18 protein-coding genes are annotated in these 19,595 nt (G+C 62.8%); all 18 read left to right on the top strand.

Annotated elements, in window-relative coordinates; all coding sequences use genetic code 11:
* Position 1: 1 nt before the first annotated feature.
* The 18 genes from GJV18_RS01390 (at position 2) to GJV18_RS01475 (ending at position 19,547) form a co-directional block, all read left to right on the top strand.
* Positions 2-964 (top strand): PoNe immunity protein domain-containing protein, encoded by a 963-nt coding sequence (locus tag GJV18_RS01390; protein ID WP_160342935.1) that lies wholly within the window; start codon positions 2-4, stop codon positions 962-964.
* Positions 957-1,454, top strand: coding sequence for a hypothetical protein (locus tag GJV18_RS01395; protein WP_160342936.1), 498 nt, complete (start codon positions 957-959; stop codon positions 1,452-1,454). The genes GJV18_RS01390 and GJV18_RS01395 overlap by 8 nt, the downstream gene beginning before the upstream one ends.
* A 250-nt stretch (positions 1,455-1,704) precedes the next feature.
* The gene (locus GJV18_RS01400) at positions 1,705-2,355 is read left to right on the top strand and encodes a hypothetical protein (protein ID WP_160342937.1); all 651 of its coding nucleotides are present in this window, start codon (positions 1,705-1,707) and stop codon (positions 2,353-2,355) included.
* 75 nt (positions 2,356-2,430) lie between these two features.
* Positions 2,431-2,562 carry a type VI secretion protein gene (locus GJV18_RS01405; RefSeq protein WP_160342938.1) on the top strand — a complete coding sequence of 44 codons (132 nt, stop codon included), beginning with the start codon at positions 2,431-2,433 and terminating at the stop codon, positions 2,560-2,562.
* A 19-nt stretch (positions 2,563-2,581) separates the two neighbouring features.
* Positions 2,582-3,778, top strand: coding sequence for a type VI secretion system-associated FHA domain protein TagH (gene tagH / locus GJV18_RS01410; protein ID WP_160342939.1), 1,197 nt, complete (start codon positions 2,582-2,584; stop codon positions 3,776-3,778).
* A 5-nt stretch (positions 3,779-3,783) separates the two neighbouring features.
* Complete coding sequence (tssJ, locus tag GJV18_RS01415; RefSeq protein ID WP_160342940.1) at positions 3,784-4,254, top strand: type VI secretion system lipoprotein TssJ; 471 nt, start codon at positions 3,784-3,786, stop codon at positions 4,252-4,254.
* Between the two features lie 3 nt (positions 4,255-4,257).
* Entirely contained in the window at positions 4,258-5,589 is a 1,332-nt protein-coding gene (tssK, locus tag GJV18_RS01420; RefSeq protein WP_160342941.1) for a type VI secretion system baseplate subunit TssK, read from the top strand.
* Positions 5,590-5,591: 2 nt separating this feature from the next.
* Positions 5,592-6,470, top strand: a complete 879-nt coding sequence (gene icmH, locus GJV18_RS01425) for a type IVB secretion system protein IcmH/DotU (protein ID WP_160342942.1) — start codon at positions 5,592-5,594, stop codon at positions 6,468-6,470.
* On the top strand, positions 6,470-10,009 hold the full coding sequence (gene tssM, locus GJV18_RS01430; protein ID WP_160342943.1) for a type VI secretion system membrane subunit TssM: 3,540 nt from the start codon (positions 6,470-6,472) through the stop codon (positions 10,007-10,009). The genes icmH and tssM overlap by 1 nt, the downstream gene beginning before the upstream one ends.
* Positions 10,009-10,740 (top strand): PP2C family protein-serine/threonine phosphatase, encoded by a 732-nt coding sequence (locus GJV18_RS01435; RefSeq protein WP_160342944.1) that lies wholly within the window; start codon positions 10,009-10,011, stop codon positions 10,738-10,740. The genes tssM and GJV18_RS01435 overlap by 1 nt, the downstream gene beginning before the upstream one ends.
* Before the next feature lie 10 nt (positions 10,741-10,750).
* Entirely contained in the window at positions 10,751-11,740 is a 990-nt protein-coding gene (locus GJV18_RS01440) for a serine/threonine-protein kinase (protein WP_160342945.1), read from the top strand.
* 45 nt (positions 11,741-11,785) lie between these two features.
* Complete coding sequence (tssI, locus tag GJV18_RS01445) at positions 11,786-13,942, top strand: type VI secretion system Vgr family protein (protein ID WP_160342946.1); 2,157 nt, start codon at positions 11,786-11,788, stop codon at positions 13,940-13,942.
* A 21-nt stretch (positions 13,943-13,963) separates the two neighbouring features.
* Positions 13,964-14,770, top strand: coding sequence for a DUF4123 domain-containing protein (locus GJV18_RS01450; protein WP_160342947.1), 807 nt, complete (start codon positions 13,964-13,966; stop codon positions 14,768-14,770).
* Positions 14,767-15,288: a DUF3304 domain-containing protein gene (locus GJV18_RS01455; RefSeq protein ID WP_160342948.1), complete on the top strand. Its 522-nt coding sequence runs from the start codon at positions 14,767-14,769 to the stop codon at positions 15,286-15,288. Before GJV18_RS01450 ends, GJV18_RS01455 begins: the two co-directional genes overlap by 4 nt.
* Entirely contained in the window at positions 15,273-15,824 is a 552-nt protein-coding gene (locus GJV18_RS01460; RefSeq protein WP_160342949.1) for a DUF3304 domain-containing protein, read from the top strand. Before GJV18_RS01455 ends, GJV18_RS01460 begins: the two co-directional genes overlap by 16 nt.
* Positions 15,809-16,363, top strand: a complete 555-nt coding sequence (locus GJV18_RS01465; RefSeq protein ID WP_160342950.1) for a DUF3304 domain-containing protein — start codon at positions 15,809-15,811, stop codon at positions 16,361-16,363. The genes GJV18_RS01460 and GJV18_RS01465 overlap by 16 nt, the downstream gene beginning before the upstream one ends.
* Positions 16,348-16,899 carry a DUF3304 domain-containing protein gene (locus GJV18_RS01470; RefSeq protein ID WP_160342951.1) on the top strand — a complete coding sequence of 184 codons (552 nt, stop codon included), beginning with the start codon at positions 16,348-16,350 and terminating at the stop codon, positions 16,897-16,899. The genes GJV18_RS01465 and GJV18_RS01470 overlap by 16 nt, the downstream gene beginning before the upstream one ends.
* 65 nt (positions 16,900-16,964) lie before the next feature.
* A complete protein-coding gene (locus GJV18_RS01475; RefSeq protein WP_233280061.1) occupies positions 16,965-19,547 on the top strand; it encodes a T6SS phospholipase effector Tle1-like catalytic domain-containing protein in 2,583 nt (860 codons plus the stop codon).
* The last annotated feature ends 48 nt before the right edge of the window (positions 19,548-19,595 follow it).

Raw genomic sequence — 19,595 nt, forward strand, 5'->3', positions numbered from 1 at the left:
TATGAACAGAAGACAACCTTTCATTACTGAGAGCTACTACAAGAGCCTCGTCTCCCTTTATGACTCGTCAGAAGAGTTCTGGCACGACAAAGACCTAGAAGAAGACGCTCCTGGCCAGGAGGCATCGCTTAAAGCCAACGAATACAAGCAGGATGCGTTAAGCGCGCTAATCATTCGCTACACCGCTGGAGAACCAATAGAGTCACTTATCCAACCGCTCGAAAAGGTCATTCTAAACTTTGAACGCTACCAGAGCGCCCTCGCCGACTATGAGCAAGTAACCAATATTTCTCCCCTCGCCATCGACAATTGGCCTGGACAATACGAAGAGTGCGTACAGGTTATAAGTCTCTGCATTTTGCTGCATCGAATAGACTTGCTGCAGCGCTTTGTCGCCTTGTTAGACAACGCGGGTTATGCCGGTGAAGACACACTGTATGAAGACCTACTACGCAAAGTTTTACCTGACCGCCATGACCTAGATGAGTGGTATCACGATCTTTATACGCCACTAATCCGAGCTATTTATGCGCCCACTAAAGAAGAGGCATCCGCATTACTGAAGTTTTATTGCGGCCAGTGGTATAGCGCTTTTGAAGACAAGCAAACCAATTGGCATGACACCCACCTAGATATCGACGGTGACGAGGGTAGTTATTACGGCTACTGGGCCTTCGAAGCAGCTGCTATTGCCTTCCTTTATGATATCGACGACAGCGCAGTCGATCATATGGTCTACCCCAAAGACTTGGTCGCTTATGCCCGTAATTTCAGTTCATCACCTAACTCTACGCAGACCGGTCGCGTTGAATCTGGACAGCCATGCCCCAAAGCGGGTTACTGGTTTACCCCGGCCCAAGCCAGTTCTCGGCGCGTCTTCAAGCAAGGCGAAATCATGCCGGCTTTCGACGATTCACGCTGGGGCGCGACGCTTTGGTATTGGTCCGGCGAAGAAGATGCTTAAACGCCTTTCCATCAGCCGCCAGAGCTTAATTGCTCGAGGCCAGATACGGTCGCGGCTTGTTCACCCGCAGCCAGAACGCGCCATAAGCGCGCAAGAGCGCATCACCTACTTGCTCTGGGGCAGCCTCGACGCCTGCTATATCGCCTGGTACTGCGTCAGCAGCTGGCGCGCCGGTCGTCGGCCCTACTTCAGTGATTTAGAGGCCACCTGGCACCTGCTCGAACAGCACGGCAGTGCCAGCATCGCCATGGTCTCCCTGTCCTGGCTGCTGCAGCTCTCCGTCCTGGTGTCATGTGTCCTGTTTCTGTGCCAAACGCGAATGGCTCGCCTGCTCGGCCTTGCGCAGACCCCCTTTCGCCTGTGTTTTCTGCTTCCGTCCATTCCTCTGTTACTTGCAGCGCCGCTACTACCTAAATTGGGCATGGCCGTACTGGGACTGGTGATTTTTAGCGAGGCGCTGAAAGCCTGGTCGCTCTGGAGGATTGCATGAAGCATACGGGTCATTACGGCGAACCCCGTTCACCATTAGAACCATTCGATAGCTATAGCGTGGACGACGTCAACGACAGACCGAATGTCGCCCTTGAAAATTGCCACCGTTTGACATGGAACGTTCACCCGACAGGCAGAAAGCCTATGCTCAGCGATAGCCTGAACTGTATTTACTCACCAGCCCTATATAGGTCCGGCTGTGTTTTCACGCGCCTAGAAAAAAGCTTCAAGCTTTATGGAATGGACGCATGAAACCCTTGGCAATAATGACTCTGCCCTATATTGGCTTCTTACGATTAGCTCAAAAAGCCGCTATTCACGCAAATAAAAAAATATTGATCAAATCCATATTTTCCATATGCGCAGGACTAACTGTCTCTGGATGCATTGGGATAGGCGCAATCGCAACTATGGATTACCCAGCGTACTTAAACACACCGAGCAGTGCTGTACCCATTTCATTTCAAAGCGGAGCCAATAATACAAGTCGTAAAATCTCTTATAATTACGGAGGCTCAGTAGAAAAAAGGTACGACGATGCAAGAATTCTGAAGGCCTGGGGAAAGCCTGATGAAATCAAAGTCATAGGACCTTATACGGTGTGGACTTACTACGAGCCGGAACTACGCTGGAGCGGTATAGCACTACATGTGCTCGTAACGATTCCGCTGGCCATTCCTACCGGAAAAGAAAAATACAGTTTGTACTTTAAAGACAACGTACTCGAAAAAGCACTTTCCCACACAAGCCGCACAAATCTTTTTGTTTGCGATCCTCTTTACATGCTGATTAGCGGAATGGCCGCCAGCATGTCCCCTACTGGAAATGGTTCTGTACTTGGCCCCTGCACCCTTATAAATAGAAGAGGCATATATTTCCATTTCATAACTAATTACTGACGCCCATTGGTGCAGTATAAAAATCACTGACTGGAAGAACATAACTTAATCATCAACATATTAACGGAGGGATCCTTGAAACATATTCAGTACACCACCCTGCTCGCCCTGGCCCTATGCCTGTCCGCCTGCAGCGGCAACTACAAGTTCAGCGACGATGACTACCGCCCCCTGGGCGAACCGCAAGCAGTAAGCCGCGGCAACTGACCGCAAGGAGTTAACAACCATGGAACTGGTTTTCGATGTGGTCAGTGCACAGCAGTTCGTGCCAGGTCTATTGACCAGCAAAACCTTCAAGCAGGCCGGCGGCATTATTGGCCGGGCCGAGGATTGCGACTGGGTGATTCCGGATCGCAAGCGCGTGCTGTCCGGGCGCCATGCCGAGGTGAGCTATCGCGATGGTTCGTTCTTTCTGACCGATACCAGCAGCAATGGCATCCAGCTCAAGGACAGCGGCGCCGGCCTGCGCAAGGGTCAGCCCCAGCGCATCGAGCATGGTAGCGTGTATTGCCTGGGCGACTTCGAGATTCGTGCGCGGCTGATCCAGGATCCAGCCCTGTTCGAGGGCGATATCGGTCATGCCCAGCCGGCCGGCAGCATTATTCCAGACGATGCCTTTCTCGACCTCGACCCGCTGACCGCCCTCGACCAGCAGGAGCGCGTCTACGCCCAGGTGGATGACCTGACCGCCATTATCCGCCCCCAGGTGGCGCCGGCGCAGCAGCGCGACTATGCGCAGATCGACGAGGAAAACCTGCTGGTACCGCAGCTGGTCGAGCCCAAGGCAGCGCCCGTGGCCCAGCCTGCGCCGGAACCGGTTCGCCTGCCGCCGAGCTTCTGGGACAAGTTCGGCGAAGCCCTGGGCGTACGTCTGGATGACCTCGACGACGAGGCTCGCGAAGCCCTGGCGATTAATGCCGCCAGGCTGCTCAAGCAGAGCGTCGGCAGCCTGCAGCAGGCCCTGCGCACCCGCAGCGAGCTGAAGAATGAGCTGCGCCTGGCCCTGACCACGGTGCAGAGCGCCGGCAATAACCCGCTCAAGCACAGCGCCGACAGCGCGGAGGCCTTGACCACGCTGCTGCGCGGCGGCAAGCCCGGCGCCCTCAGCGCGGAACAGAGCATCAGCCGTGGTTTCCGCGACCTGCAGGCCCATCAGGTGGCCCTGCTCGCCGCCAGCCGCGCCGCCCTCAAGGGCATGTTCCAGCAGCTGTCGCCGGAGCAGCTGAGCCTGCGTTTCGAGCGTGAGGGGCGCAAGCCGCTGATCGCCACCGCCGGCAGCCGCTGGCGCGCCTACCGCCGCCTGCACAGTGCCCTGGAACAGAACGATGAGTGGAGTGAACGCCTGTTCGCCCGCGACTTCGCCCACAGCTATGAAGAACAGGTTCGCCTGATCGCCACCCTCAACACCGACGTTCAAGGATGATTGCCATGTCCCGCCTTACCCTGCTCGCCCTGCTGGCCGCCGTTCTCGGGCTGACCGGCTGCGCGGCACTGTCGCCCTATTCGGAGATGACCAAGCTCGACCTGACCCTTGCGGGCAGTGAAGCGCTCAACCCGGACCTGCACGGCCGGCCCTCGCCCATCGTGCTACGCCTGATCGAACTCAAGCATCCGGTGGCCTTCGAGAATGCCGATTTCTTCAGCCTCTACCAGCGCCCCAAGGAAGCCCTGGCCCCGGATATGGTGGTGCAGGAAGAGCTGGAGCTGCGCCCCGGCGAAACCCGCGAGCTGAAACTCTCGGTGCAGCCAGGCAGCCGCTATGTCGGCGTGCTGGCCGCCTACCGCGATCTGCCGGAAAGCCACTGGCGCCTGGTCATCCCCCTGCAGGAGCAGCAGCGTAACCGCAGCGAACTGCGCCTGGATGCCCAGGGTATCCAGACCATTCAGGACGAGGACTGAGCCATGACCATGCATAAAGTGGTCTGGCAGGAAGGCATGCTGCTGCGCCCGCAGCACTTCCAGCAGAACGACCGTTACTACGACCAGCAGCTGAAGATCCGCACGCAGAAGCTGTCCAGCTATGCCTGGGGCTTTTTCGAGCTGGAGATCGACCGCCAGTTCCTCAATATGGGCAAGCTGGTGCTGAGCAAGGCCAGTGGCATCCTGCCCGATGGCAGCCTGTTCGATATCGGCGCCGAGCGCGAACCCCTGGCCCTGGATGTGCCGCCCAATACCGGCAACACGCCGATCTACCTAGCCCTGCCCCTGGTCACCGGCAACCATATCGAGAGCCGCCGCCCGGAGCAGCAGGACGTGCTGGCGCGCTACACCGCCTTCGACGAGGAAGTGGTCGACTCCAACGCCGGCGACAGCGCCACCAGCCAGGTCAGCTGCGGCCGCCCGGACTTCCGCCTGCTGCTCGGCGAACAGCAGAGCGACCAGGCCTATGTGAAGCTCAAGCTGTGCGACGTGCTGGACACCACGCCGGACGGGGTGATCAGCCTCGACCCGGAATTTATCCCCACCTACGTCAACTTCCAGGCTTCCGGCTACCTGCTGAGCTGCCTCAAGGAAGTGATCAGCATGCTCGCCCACCGCGGCGATATCCTCGCCGAACGTATCCGCGCCACCGGCAAGGTGGGCGGCGCCGAATTCGGCGACTTTATGATGCTGCAGCTGATCAACCGCTTCGAGCCGGTGCTGCGCCATTACCTGGGCATCGAGCAGGTGCACCCGGAGGAGATCTACCGCGAGCTGCTCGGCCTGCTCGGCGAGCTGTCGACCTTCTCCAGCGAGATCAAGCGCCCGCGCCTGGACAGCCGCTACCTGCACAGCGACCAGGGCCTGAGCTTTCGCAAGCTGATGGATGCGATCCGTCAGGTGCTGTCCATGGTGCTGGAGCAGCATGCCATCGAGCTGCTGCTGCAACAGCGTCAGTACGGCATCCAGGTGTCGCCGCTGCACGACCACAAGCTGCTCGGCACCTCCAGCTTCGTCCTCGCCGCCAGCGCCCAGTGCGACTCCGAAGAGCTGCGCAACCGCCTGCCGGCGCACCTCAAGGTCGGCCCGGTGGAGCGCATCCGCCAACTGGTCAACCTGCACCTGCCGGGGATCAAGGTCAAACCCCTGCCGGTGGCGCCGCGGCAGATCCCCTTCCACTCGGGCAAGACCTACTTCGCCCTGGAACTCAGCTCCGAGGAGCTGGCGCAACTGGAGCGCTCCGGCGGCTTCGCCTTCCACGTGTCCGGGGAGTTCTCCGGGCTTGAGCTGAAATTCTGGGCGATCAGGAACTGATGATGAGCACCAAGGAAATGGAATACGGCCAGGACGACAAGACCGTCATCCTCAACCGTCGCGGCGACGCCGCCGAACACAGCCCGCTGACCGACTTCAGCGCCCCGCCCCGCTTCGAGCAGCTGGAGGAGCGGATGATCTACGCCGCCCGCCTGCGCCCAGCCGAGGCCTTCAATGTCAGCCTCAACCCCCTGGTGGCCGCGGCTGCCAGCCTGCTCTCGGAGGTGGTGCGGCTCAAGCACAGCTTCGAGGCCGAAGATATGCAGGCGCTCAACCAGCGGCTGTCCAGCGCCATCAAGTTGTTCGAGCACCGCGCCCTGCATGACGGCGCCGAAAGCAGCCAGGTGATGGCCGCCCGCTATGTGCTCTGTACCGTGGTCGATGAGGCGGTGGTCACCACGCCCTGGGGCAACGAGAGCCAGTGGGCGCAGATCAGCCTGCTGTCCTCCTTCCACAACGAAACCTTCGGTGGCGAGAAGTTCTTCCAGCTGCTCGAACGCCTGTCGCGCAACCCGGTCAAGCACCTGCCGATGCTGGAGCTGATGTACCTGTGCCTGTCCCTCGGCTTCGAGGGCAAATACCGCGTATTGCCGCGCGGCATGCTCGAACTGGAAGCGGTGCGTGACAGCCTGTACCGGCAGATCCGCCAGATGCGCGGCGACGTACCACGGGAAATCTCGCCGCACTGGCAGGGCCTCAAGGACACCCGCCGGCGCCTGATCCGCATCGTCCCGTGGTGGCTGGTGGCGCTGTTCACCCTGGTCTGCCTGGCGGTGATGTACGGCGGTTTTGCCTGGGTGTTGGGCGAGCAGCGCGAAACGATTCTGCAGCCCTATGAGCAACTCGACCCGTCCGCGGGTATCAGCATGGATGATCGGTAATGAAGAGTTTTTTCGGCAAGTTAGCCGCCTTTTTCCGCAAGACCTGGGTCTGGAGCCTGTGCCTGGTGCTGGTCCTGGCGCTGCTGGTGTGGTTCGTCGGCCCGCTGCTGGCGGTCAACGATTACAAGTTCTGGGAGTCGGCCAGCAGCCGCCTGCTGAGCATCAGCCTGCTGTTCCTGTGCTGGGGCCTGGCCATGGTCTTTGTCAGCTGGCGTGCCAGCGCGCGCAAGAAGGCCGAGGAAGATGACGCCGAGGCCCAGGAGCGCCTGCGCCGCGAAGACCTGATCAACGAAGAACAGAGCGAACTGCGCAGCCGCTTCAAGCAGGCCCTGCACACCCTCAAGCGCTCCAGCCTGTACCGGGGCCGCAGCGAGAAGTGGCGCAACGAGCTGCCCTGGTACCTGCTGCTCGGCCCCCAGGGCAGCGGCAAGACCAGCCTGCTGGACTTCTCCGGCCTGGACTTCCCGCTCAACCGCGGCGACCAGCAGCGCCTGACCAAGGATGTGTCCGGCACCCGTTACGCCGACTGGTATTTCGCCGATCACGCCGTGCTGATCGACACCGCCGGACGCTACCTGAGCCAGCCCGACCCGCAGGTCGATGGCCGCGGCTGGGGCACTCTGCTGGAGCTGCTACGCAAGCGCCGCGCCCGCCCGCTCAATGGCGTACTGGTCAATATCCCCCTGGAGCAGCTGCAGGGTGGCAGCGAGCTGGAGCTGGAAAACCTGGCCCGGCAGACCCGCCAGCGCCTGCAGGATATCCAGCAGCGCCTGGGCGCCGATGTGCCGGTGTATCTGGTGCTGAGCAAGGCCGACAAGGTGCTCGGCTTCGACGAGTTCTTCGACCAGCTGTCGCGCGAGGAAAGCGATCAGGTGCTCGGTGCCAGTTTGCGCAAGGAGCAGAACAGCAGCGATATCCAGGTGCTGCGCCATGAGTTCGAAGAGCTGCTGCGCCGCCTCAACAGCCAGGTGATCCTGCGCATGCACCAGGAGCGCGATACCCAGCGTCGCGGGCGCATCCTCGACTTCCCGCACCAGCTGGGCCTGATCGGCGAGCGCCTGTGCCTATTCTGCGAGCTGGCCTTCAGCGGCAACCGCTACCAGCGCGCCAGCCAGCTGCGCGGTTTCTACCTGACCAGCGCGCCGCAGCTGGGTGAGCAGCTGGACCCGCTGACCGCCGGCATCGGTCGCAACCTGGGCCTGGCCGGCAGTGCCCTGCCGACCTTCCGCAGCGGCCGCGCGCGCTTTATCAATCATCTGCTGACCCGGGTGATCTTCCCCGAGGCCGACCTGGCCAGCCTGGACCAGAAGGAAGTGCGGCGCATCGACTGGGGCCAGCGCGCCCTGTATGCCGGCGCCTTCGCCTGCCTGGCGCTGTTCGGCCTGGTCTGGGCCAGCGGCTTCTCGGCCAACCACGGGCGCCTGGAACAGCTGCGCGATCTGGCCCAGCAACTGCTGCAACAGCATCAAAACCTGAGCCCCCAGGACGACGCCCTGCGCACTCTCAAGGCCCTGGACCAGAGCTACGCCGCCACCCAGGTGTTCCCGCCCAAGGGTGAGGTGTCCTACCTGCAGCGCGGTGGCCTGTACCAGGGCGAACCGGTCGAGCCGAGCGTCCAGCGCGCCTACCGTGGCGAACTGGAGCACCTGCTACTGAGCCGGGTCGGCCGTCAGCTGGAGGCCCAGGTACGGGCCAACCTGAACGACCGCGAGCGCCTGCTCAACAGCCTGCGCGCCTACCTGATGCTCAATCTGGAGGAGCGCCGCGACCCGGTCTTCCTGCAGGAGTGGCTGGCCGCCGACTGGTCGCTGCGCTATGCCGGCAACAGCGCCGGGCAACGCGGCCTCAACCAGCACTTCGAGCGCCTGCTGGCCGAGTCCTTCACCCCTTATGAGCTGGACGCCAATCTGGTGGCCGAGGCGCGCAAGGTGCTGCGCAGCGAATCCCTGGCCAGCGTGGTCTACCGCATGCTGCGCGACCAGGCCCGCAGCCTGCCGGACTATCGCCTGAGCCAGAAACTGGGGCCCCAGGGCCATCTGTTCCTCGGCGCCGAGCACAGCTTCCCCGGTTTCTATACCCAGCGCGGCTACCAGAAGATGTTCGTCGCCCAGGGCTCCGACCTGGTGCGCGACATCCTGCGTGACAACTGGGTGCTGGGCGAAAGCGACAGCCTCAGCGCCGCCGATCTCGGCCGCCTGATGGTGGAACTGGAGCAGCTGTACTTCCGCGACTATGCCAACTACTGGGGTGAGGCCCTGGCCCAGCTCAGCCTGCAGCCGATCAGCAGCGCCAGCCAGGGCGCACGCCAGTTGGCCGGCCTCAGCGCCGCCAGCTCGCCGCTGCTGCTCTTGCTCAGCGAGGTGCGCGAGAACACCCGCTTCAAGGGCCTGGCCGAAGCCGCCGACGCCACTGCGGATGCCGCCGATGCGCTGAAAGGGGCCAAGGGCAAACTGGGCAAGGTCGCCAAACTGGCCAGCTCGGCCGCCGAGCAGACCCAGGCAGCCCTGCTGAAAAACACCCCGGACACCGCGCGCAAGACCCTGGAGCGGCGCTTCGAGCCGCTGCACCGCCTGCTCGACGATGAGGGTGCCCCCAGTGCCGAGCTGGACAACAGCCTGCAGGCCCTGGATGCCCTGCAACTGCAGCTGGCCAGCCTGGCCCACGCCAGCGCGCCACAACAGGCCGCCTTCGAACTGGCCAAGGCGCGCATGGGTGGCCGTCGCGATGCCATCAATGAGGTGCGCAGCAGCGCCGCGCGCCTGCCGCAGCCGGTCGGCAACTGGCTTGGCCTGCTCGCCGAAGACAGCTGGGGCATGGTCCTCGCTGACGCCTACCACTACCTCAACCAGCGCTACCGCAGCGAACTGTACGCCGCCTACCAGGGCTCGCTGCAGCAGCGCTACCCGTTCAGCGCCCACAGCGAAAGCGACGTGGCCATTGCCGACTTCCGCGAGTTCTTCAAGGCCCAGGGCATTGCCGAACGCTTCTTCGACGGCTACCTCAAGCCCTTCGTCAGCGGCAGCGCCGGCCAGTACCAGCTGCGCCGGGTCGATGGTCGCGGCCTGCCGCTGTCGGGGGAGTTCCTGCAGCAGATGAGCCATGCGCAAACCATCCGCCGCAGCTTCTTCGCCGAAAACCCCAACGAGCCCAAGGTGCTGTTCAAGCTGGAGCCCTATTCCCTGGACTCCAGCCTCAGCCGCGCCGACTTCCGCTTCGGCAATCAGCAGATGGAATACCGCCACGGCCCCATTCTGCAGACCGCCTTCAGCTGGCCGGCCGAAGGCAGCGAAGGGCGCACCAGCCTGGCGGTGGAAGAGCTGACCGGGCGCCGCGTCGGTATCGAGAAGAACAGCGGCCCCTGGTCGCTGTTCCGCCTGCTCGACCTGATGCAGGTGGACTACCACAGCGGCCGCGACGTGCTGATGCTCAAGGCCGACCTGGGCGGCCTGCGCGCCAACTACCTGCTGCACAGCCAGCGCTCGCCGAACCCCTTCGACCTCGGCCTGCTGCGCAGCTTCGAGCTGCCGGCCAAGCTGTGATGAGCGAACTGGCCGTACGCCACTGGCGCAGCGCCGCGCGCACCGACACCGGCAAGGTACGCGCGCGCAACGAGGACGCCTTCCTGGCCCTGCCCGAGCAGGGCCTGTGGGTGGTGGCCGATGGCATGGGCGGGCACCAGAACGGCGCCCTGGCCAGCCGCCTGATCGTCGAGCAGCTGGCCGAGCCCAGCGCAGGCGACCTGCAGCAGCGCCTGAATGAGCTGCGCAAGCGCCTGCACGTCCTTAACCGCCGCCTGGGTCAGGAGCTGACGGTCACCGCCGCACGCCCCGACCCGGTGATCGGCAGCACCGTGGTCGCCCTGCTGATCGAGGGTGACCGCGCCGCCTGCGTCTGGGCCGGCGACAGCCGCTGCTACCTGTGGCGTGGTGCGCGTCTGTACCAGCTCAGCCGCGACCATTCGCTGTTGCAGCAACTGATCGACGAACAGGGCCTGGCGCCGCAGGAGGCCGCCCGTCACCCGGCCGCCCACGCCCTGACCCGGGCCATCGGCGCCAGCGAGGAACTCAAGCTGGAGATCCTCGAACTGGAGCTGCTGCCCGGCGATGCCTTTCTGCTGTGCAGCGATGGCCTGTACCAGGGGCTGTCAGCCGACGATCTGAGCGCGGCCCTGAGCCTGCCCTCGCCACAGCTCACGCTCAATCGCTTGTTCCAGCAGGCCCTCGACGGCCCGGCGCGGGACAACCTGAGCGCCGTGGTGATCCGCCAATGAGGAACCCCGCATGAGCGAAACCCTGCTCGACCCGGCACCGGCCGCCGCCAGCGACCTCACCTACTTTGCCCTGGCCGCCACCGCCGCCCCCTCGCAGGTCGCTGCGGAGCGGATACCCCGCGCCCCCGGCGAGCTGCCGGAGGTGCTCGGTGGGCGCTACAAGATCGAGCGCCTGCTCGGGGTCGGCGGCATGGGCGCGGTGTATCGCGCCCGCGACCTGCTGCGCGAACAGTTCGGCGACCCTGAGCCCTATGTGGCGCTCAAGACCCTGAGCGACGATTTCGCCGAATACCCGGACGCCAACGCCCTGCTCTACAGCGAATTCGCCCTGACTGCGCGCCTGACCCATCCCCATGTGGTGCGCCTGTTCGGCTTCGAGGTGGATGTAGCGAGCCAGCGCGCCTTCCTCACCCTGGAGCTGCTCAAGGGCCTGACCCTCGATCAGCTGCTCAGCGAGCGCCCAGAAGGTCTGCCCTGGGCCGAGCTGCAGGGCATCGCCGTGCCCCTGCTCGACGCCCTCAGCCACTCCCACCAGCTGGGCGTGCTGCATGGCGATCTCAAACCGAGCAATGTGATGCTCGCCGAAGACGGCCTGCGCCTGTTCGATTATGGTCTGGGCCAGCCGGTGGAAGGCCTGCTGCCCGGCCTGCCGCGCCTGTGTCGTAATCGTTTCAGCGCCTGGACACCGCGCTACGCCGCCCTGGAACTGCTCGATGGCGCCGCCCTGAGCGCCCCCGCCGATGTTTATGCGGTGGCCTGCGTGCTCTATGAACTGGCCAGCGGCCGCCACCCGTTCCGCCGCCTGAGCGCCAAACAGGCCAAGGCCATGCAGCTGGACAAGGTGCTGCAGTGCCCGACGCAGTTGCCTGCCGCCGTCTGGCCGGCCCTGCGCACGGCTCTGGCCTTTGACGAACAGGCGCGCTGTATCGACAGCGCCGAACTGCTGCAGGCCTTCCAGCCCCGCCCCCGAACCCGCTGGCAACGCTGGCTGGGGCGCTAACCGGCGCCCTCCCCATGGAAGACTTTGCCCTTAAAGGAAACCACCATGTTCAACCCGGCCAATGAAACCCATTTCAGCCTGAGCATTCCCTCGGTCGAGCATGATCTGCAGGTGCTCGAATTCAGCGGCCGCGAGGCCATCAGCCAACCCTATCGCTTCGAGCTGGAGCTGATCAGCGAACGCCCCGACCTGGACCTGCAGAGCCTGCTGCACCAGCCGGCCTTTCTCGCCTTCAGCCCGGATGGCCTGGGCATCCATGGCCTGATCTTTCAGGTGGCCCAGGGCGAATCCGGCAAGCGCCTGACCCGCTACCGCCTCAGCCTGGTGCCGCAACTGGCCTACCTGGCCCTGCGCAGCAACCAGCGCATCTTCCAGCACCTGACGGTGCCCGAGATCGTCGCCACGCTGCTGGAGGAGCACGGCATCGTTCAGGGCGGCTATCAGTTCCTCCTCGGCCCTACGGTCTATCCGGCGCGTGAATACTGCGTGCAGTACGACGAGAGCGACCTGCACTTTATCCAGCGCCTGTGCGAGGAAGAGGGCATCCACTACCACTTCCAGCACAGTCCCCAGGGCCATGTGCTGGTGTTTGGCGACGAGCAGAGCGCCTTCGGCAAGCTCGGCCAGCCCACCGCCTACTTGCAGGATAACGGCATGGTCGCCGATGAGCCGGTGATCAAGCGCTTTGCCGTACGCCTGGAAACCCGCACCAGCCGGGTCAGCCGCAGCGACTATGACTTCGAGAAACCGCGCCTGAAACTGGACAGCGCTTACCAGGCCGAGCGCGACCCCGAAGCCGCGCCCCTGCCCGATCTGGAAGACTACGACTACCCCGGCCGCTACACCGAGCGCACCCGCGGCAAACACCTGAGCCAGCGCGCTCTGCAGCGCCACCGCGCCGACTACCGTTTGGCCGAAGGCCGCAGCGACCAACCCAAGCTGCTTAGCGGCCACCTGCTGGAACTCTCCGACCACCCGCGCCAGGACTACAACGACCTCTGGCTGCTGCATGAAGTGATCCACCTGGGCAAACAACCGCAGGTGCTGGAGGAATCCATCACCGACTTTTCGCCTCCCTCTCCCTCCGGGAGAGGGGCCGGGGGAGAGGGCCAAGATCACGCTGATTTCCAGCAGGGCTACCGCAACCACTTTACCGCCACCCCCTGGGATGTCCCCTACCGCCCGCCCCTGGCCCATCCCAAACCCCGCGTGCTGGGCAGCCAGAGCGCCGTGGTCACGGGTCCTGCCGGCGAAGAAATCCACTGCGATGAATACGGCCGGATCAAGGTGCAATTCTTCTGGGACCGTGAGGGCCAGGCCGACGACACCACCAGCTGCTGGCTGCGCGTGGCCCATGGCTGGGCCGGTGACGGCTATGGCGCCATCGCCATTCCGCGCATCGGCATGGAAGTGCTGGTGACCTTCCTCGAAGGCGACCCCGACCAACCGCTGGTCACCGGCTGCCTGTATCACGCCGAGCATGTGGTGCCCTACGACCTGCCGGCCAACAAGACCCGCTCCGTATTCAAAACCCTCAGCACCCCGGGCGGTGGCGGCTGCAACGAACTGCGCATCGAAGATAAAAAAGGCGCCGAGCAGATCTATATCCACGCCCAGCGCGACTGGGACGAAAACATCGAACACGACCAGAAGATCCGCGTCGGTAACGAGCGCCACGACCGTGTGGAAAAGAACAGCTACACCGAGCTCAAAGCCGAGGAACACCTGACCGTCAAAGCCGAGCGCAAGGTCGAGGTCAAACCCGACGATCACCTCACCGTCAGGCAAAACCAGCACCTCAAACTCGGCACCGCACAACTGACCAAGGCCGGCCGCGAAATCCACCTCAAGGCAGGGCAGAAGATGGTCATCGAAGCCGGCAGCGAACTCACCCTCAAGGCCGGCGGCAGCTTTATCAAACTCGACCCCGGCGGCATCACCCTGCTCGGCCCATTGGCCAAGATCAACGCCGGCGGCGCACCGGGCAAGGGCTCGGGGATCAAAATCAAACCGCCGGTACTGCCGGGGATGGCGGATAGCGACAAGGCCGGGAGTTTGCTGGAGCATGCACAACCTGGCGCTGTCGAGCCGCTACAAAACAGCCGCCTGCTCAGCAGCTGCCAGGACAAGCCACAGCCGGTGGTGTGCGAAGAATGCCTGCGCCAGGCCCGCAGCCAGGTACAGGGGCTGGTACCCCGTTAAGGGCGCCATGGAGGGAGAACCATGAACACAAGCACCCACGCCTGGCTGGAATCGCTGAAAGAGCGGGCTCAGGCCAATAGACTTGAACACCTTGACCTGCTGATCGACGCCACCGCCCTGCAGTACCCCCTGCTAAACAACCTGCAGGCACTGAACCAGCCGCCAGCCCAGGCGCTGCTGCTGGAGGGCCTACCGGAGGCGGCTCTGGCCGAACAGGGGCCGATCCTGCTGCGCATCAGCCTGGCCACTACTGCCCAGTGGCAATGGCTGAGCGAAGTGGACGAAACATTGCTCAGCCAACAGCGCCTGTTGGCCCTGCTGAGCGCCTGGCCCTTTGCAGATCTGGCCCAGCATCTGAGCCAGCACCTGCAGGCCGAGTGGAACCAGGGTCGCAGCAGCGGCCTGCTGCGCTACTACGATCCACGTCTGTTCCTGGCCATCTGCGACATGCTCGACCCACAGCAGAGCGCACAGTTTCATGCCCCCGTCATCACCTGGCACTGGCTTGACCGCGATGGCGCGCCGGCCCTGCTGCCGGGTATGCCCAGGTCACCGTCGACACTGCAGCAGCCCCTGCCCCCACTGCAGCTAAGCAACCCCCAGGTGGCCAGCCTGGTGGCCTGGACCGGCGCCGAACTGCTGTGCCGCGACTACGCCCTGCAACCCCAGGACTATGGCCTGGCCAAACAGGAAAGCCTGATCCGCCATCTGGTCCACGGCCAACTGGCCGCCGACCGCGCCGGCTGCTTCGATGCCACACGCGATAACTTTGTGCTCGACTGGCTGGCGCAAAACTCCGCCACTGCCCCGGCCAGGGCGATGATATGAACAGGGCTCAGCGTCTTGTGGCCCTGGGCCTGCTGGCTATGGCTGGCTGCACCGCACAAAGCCCAAAACGCCTGGGCGCGCCTATTGAGGGCTATAACCACACCTTGGCGGCCATCAACCACTTCAGCGTCAATGGCAGCGGCGGACCCAACCTGAGTCCCAATAGCGGCGGCGGTAGTCAGACCTGCTGCGCCAGCCTGCCGGTTAAGTGGCAGCCGGGTATGACCGTGGTGGTGGGGTGGGAAAAAGATCCCAATGTAGGTGCCTCCAAAAACTGGCCTGAGCCAGTGTTCTCAGATGCGTGGCGTAAACGTATGGCAAAGCACCGCGCCCAATATACTCGCCACCGCGCTGTAGTTGAGGTGGCGCCCTATGAGGCCTTAGGCGTGGTGACCGTGCACTTTCTACCCTGCAACCAGATCAAGGTCGCCGCTGGTACCACCCGTCCGCGCCTAGCCGGTCACCCCTACAAATACCCGCTCAAAATGGAAGAGCCCAGCCAATGTACAAACTCCTGACAGTCCCCAAACGCTCCCGCTGGGTCGCTTTGCTTGCCCTGCTACTGGGCAGCCTGACCATCTCCGCCTGCACCGCGCAAACCCCACAACGCCTGGGTGCGCCTATCGAGGACTATAACCACACCTCGGCGGCCATCAACCACTTCAGCGTCAATGGCAGCGGCGGGGCCAATATCGGACCCCGTAGTGGCGGCGGCCAAACCTGCTGCGCCAGCCTGCCGGTTAAATGGCAGCCGGGTATGACCGTGGTGGTGGAGTGGGAAAAAGATCTAAATCCATTTGCTTATGGAAAGTGGCAAGAAGCACCTTTTACTGATGCTTGGCGTAAACGTATGGCAGAACACCGTGCCAAATACACCCGTCACCGTGCTGTAGTCGAAGTGGCGCCCTATGAGCGTCTAGGTGTGGTCAACGTGCATTTTCTGCCCTGCAACCAGATCAAGGTCGCCGCCGGCACCGATACGCTGCGCATGCCCAGCCATCCCTATCATTACTTGCTCAATATGGAAGAGCCCAGCCAATGTACAGACCTCTGACAGTCCCCAAACGCTCCCGCTGGGTCGCTCTGTTTGCCCTGCTACTGGGCAGCCTGACCATCACCGCCTGCACCGCGCAAACCCCACAGCGCCTGGGCGCGCCTATCGAGGGCTATAACCACACCTCGGCCGCCATCAACCACTTCAGCGTCAATGGCAGCGGCGGACCCAACCTGAGTCCGAATAGCGGAGGCGGCAGTCAAACCTGCTGCGCCAGCCTGCCGGTTAAGTGGCAGCCGGGTATGACCGTGGTGGTGGAGTGGGAAAAAGATCCTAACCCATACGCATACAGCAAATGGCCGGAACCCATGTTTTCAGATGCCTGGAATAGGCGCATGAATGAAAGCGCAAAACAATACACCCGCCACCGCGCTGTAGTCGAAGTGGCGCCCTACGAAACCTTGGGCGTGGTGACCGTGCACTTTCTACCTTGCAACCAGATCAAGGTCGCCGCTGGTACCACCCGTCCGCGCCTAGCCGGTCACCCCTACCAATATCCGCTCAAGATGGAAGAGCCCAGCCAATGTACAAACCTCTGACAGCCCCCAAACGCTCTCGCTGGGTCGCTTTGTTTGCCCTGCTACTGGGCAGCCTGACCATCACCGCCTGCACCGCGCAAACCCCACAACGCCTGGGTGCGCCTATCGAGGGCTATAACCACACCTCGGCGGCTATCAACCACTTCAGTGTCAATGGCAGCGGCGGGGCCAATATCAACCCCCATAGCGGGGGAGGCCAAACCTGCTGCGCCAGCCTGCCTGTTAAGTGGCGGCCGGGGATGACCGTGGTGGTGGAGTGGGAAAAAGATCCCAATGTAGGTGCATCTAAATACTGGCCCACTCCTAGATACTCTGAGGCATGGCACAAGGCCGCCGCCGCACACCGTGCCCAATATACCCGCCACCGTGCTGTAGTCGAAGTGGCGCCCTATGAGCGTCTAGGTGTGGTCAACGTGCATTTTCTGCCCTGCAACCAGATCAAGGTCGCCGCCGGCACCGATACGCTGCGCATGCCCAGCCATCCCTATCATTACTTGCTCAATATGGAAGAGCCCAGCCAATGTACGAACCAATAGCTCTAAAGCCAGGAAGGCCGGCCCCGCAAAGCCTGACGCATACGCCAAAGTTCCCGCTAGAGGGATTGCTACCCAGAACCCCTGACGATGTCACCGTCAATCTGCGCCAGCAGAAAGCCGCAGAACGTCAGGCTTGGTGCGATGCCCGTATTGCGGCCGCTAAAGCGGGTGAAGCCCCCCCCAGCCCACCGTGTGTCAAGGCACTGAATATCAGTCTGTTTTTCGATGGCACCAATAACCATGAGCCCTCGGACACAATCGCCCGCCCACCGACCACCACCAATGTGGCACGGCTATTCCGAGCGAGTCTGGGCAGCGAGGAGAACCCTGAAGAGCACAAGGAAGGTTATTACCGCTACTACATGCAAGGCGTGGGTACCGAGTTTAAGGAAATAGGCGAGTACGCACCTCAAGGGGCGGGCCTGACCATGGCGGTGGGCGGCGAAAACCGTATCAACTGGGGCATCACCCGGCTGCTCGATGCCATTGGACAGTCCTGTGGTGAGCCTCCCTTATCGATGGAAAAAGCCTATGACCTAGTACAGGCCATGGGCATTAGCAGACTTAAGGAAACCCTTACCCTGGGCCTGTTGGACGGCAATGCCCGGCGCAAGGCCGCCCTGCAGGAGCCGCTTGGCAAACTGGAAGCCAAGCTGGCCGAGCAGCGGGAACAGGGCAGCGCGGCGGAGATCAAGGCCATTCGCCTGTTTGTCTATGGATTTTCCCGCGGCGCAGCCCAGGCCCGCACCTTTGCCAACTGGCTGGAGCTGCTGACCAAGGTCGAGGACGGCGGCGAAAACCGCTATCTCTTTGCCGGCCTGCCGATCAGCATCGTCTTTCTCGGCCTGTTCGATACCGTGGCCTCGGTGGGCCTGGCCTATCTGGCACCTTTTGCCGCAGGCCATATGAGCTGGGCCGACGACAGCATGCGCCTGCCGGACTCCCCGCAATTTCTAAAACGTTGCGTGCATCTGGTGGCGGCCCATGAGCAGCGCGGCTGCTTCCCCCTGGACTCGATTCGACGCAAGGACGATCCGCGTAATGAACTCTCACCCTCCCGTTATCGCGCCGGCACCTTTGAATATATCTATCCGGGAGTGCATTCCGACGTGGGCGGTGGCTACCCGCCGGGTGATCAGGGCAAGGCCCGCGATGGCAGCCAACATGTACTGTCGCAGATCGCCCTGCACCATATGTATAGCGAGGCTTTTAAAGTAGGAGCCCCTCTTCAAGTACCAGAAATGGCTCTCAGTCCAGAACAAAGTGACACTTCCCCTTGGCTCAAAATGGATAGAGCCACACTTGGTGCCTTTGCAATTAGTGAGGCGCTCATCACCCGCTTTAACGCCTGGCAAGCCCAACTGAGCTCCGGCCCACTGGAAGTGGTAATGGCCAAGGAGGCGGAGATGATCACCGCCTGGCGCATCGATCGCTTTGTCCATGGCAGCATGGACAGGCAGCCGTTCTACCGGCATATCTCCGGGGATAATGCCAAGGACATGACCAAGGAAGAGCGCGAGGCCTTCGCCTACTTGCACCAACTGCAGATGGAGCAGGACGCCGAGGCCCGTGGCGCCCAGCCTAAACAACGCCATTACCGCACGGAAGAGCAGCGCCAGCAGGCCGAGGCCCAGGCAGCGCGGAAAAAGGCCGAGGCCGAGCGGATCAAGGCCGATTACGAAAAACGTACCGGTTCGCAGGTCAATTTCAATACCCATAAGGAATACGACCCGCCCCTGGAGCAGCGCCAGTTACGCAACGCCGCCCTGGATTTTCGTCGCGACTATATCCCCGAGTGGAATATGCGCGAGGGCGATGGCCAGGGTGACTGGGAGCTGCAGACCGCCACCCTGGTCAACGCCCTGCTTGGCGGCCTGGTCTACCTGACCAACGAGCAGGATGAGGCCGGTGAATACGAGCGTATGCGTCTGCTGGGTGACAGGAACTACCCGAAGCTGTTCAGCGCCCTTGATACGCCGGCCAACGAGCAGGCTGCGCAGGTGATTGCCCTGTATGACGACCAGGTGCATGACTCACGCGCCTGGTTTATGAACTCGGCGATCAATGGCCGTGAGGTGTTCAGCGACTACTTCCGCTACCGCGCGGTGTTCTTCGATGACGAGTCGAACAAGCACCTTTCCCTGCTGGCCCGCGCCGGCCAGGTGATCGGTGTGGGCATCGCCCTGGCCAGTATCGGCCTGAGCATCAAGCGCCGCGACCCGCGCTATCTGATCGGCCTGGCCCTGCCTTCGCTGGGCATACCGGTGCTGCGCGGCAAGGTCGAGCTGCCAGAATTGCCGGATATCACCGCCTTCGACAGCCTGACCGGCATCGCCCTGCCGATGCAGCAGGGTATGGACGCCTTGCGCGCCTTTACCCAGGACACCGGCAGCATCGTGGCGCTGGCCAATGCCCTGCCTCTGCCGCAGCCCTTGAGCGAGCGCACCGCCAGCACCCCGGAACTGCAGACCATCCTCAAGGCCGCCGATGCAGCCAAGGCCCTGAAAAAGGCCGAGGAAAGCGGGGACTTCAGCGGCTTGCTGGGCCAGGCCATGGGCCTGCTGGGTTCGGCGGACAGCCCCACCCAACCAAGCCAACCCGCCTGGCTGGAAAAAGCCAGCGAACTGGCCCAGGAAGTCGTCAACTGAAACCCACCTGCTGCCGGGCTCACGACCTCGGCAGCAGCTCTGCAGGTT

Source organism: Pseudomonas xionganensis, assembly GCF_009763245.1.
Taxonomy (GTDB): domain Bacteria; phylum Pseudomonadota; class Gammaproteobacteria; order Pseudomonadales; family Pseudomonadaceae; genus Aquipseudomonas; species Aquipseudomonas xionganensis.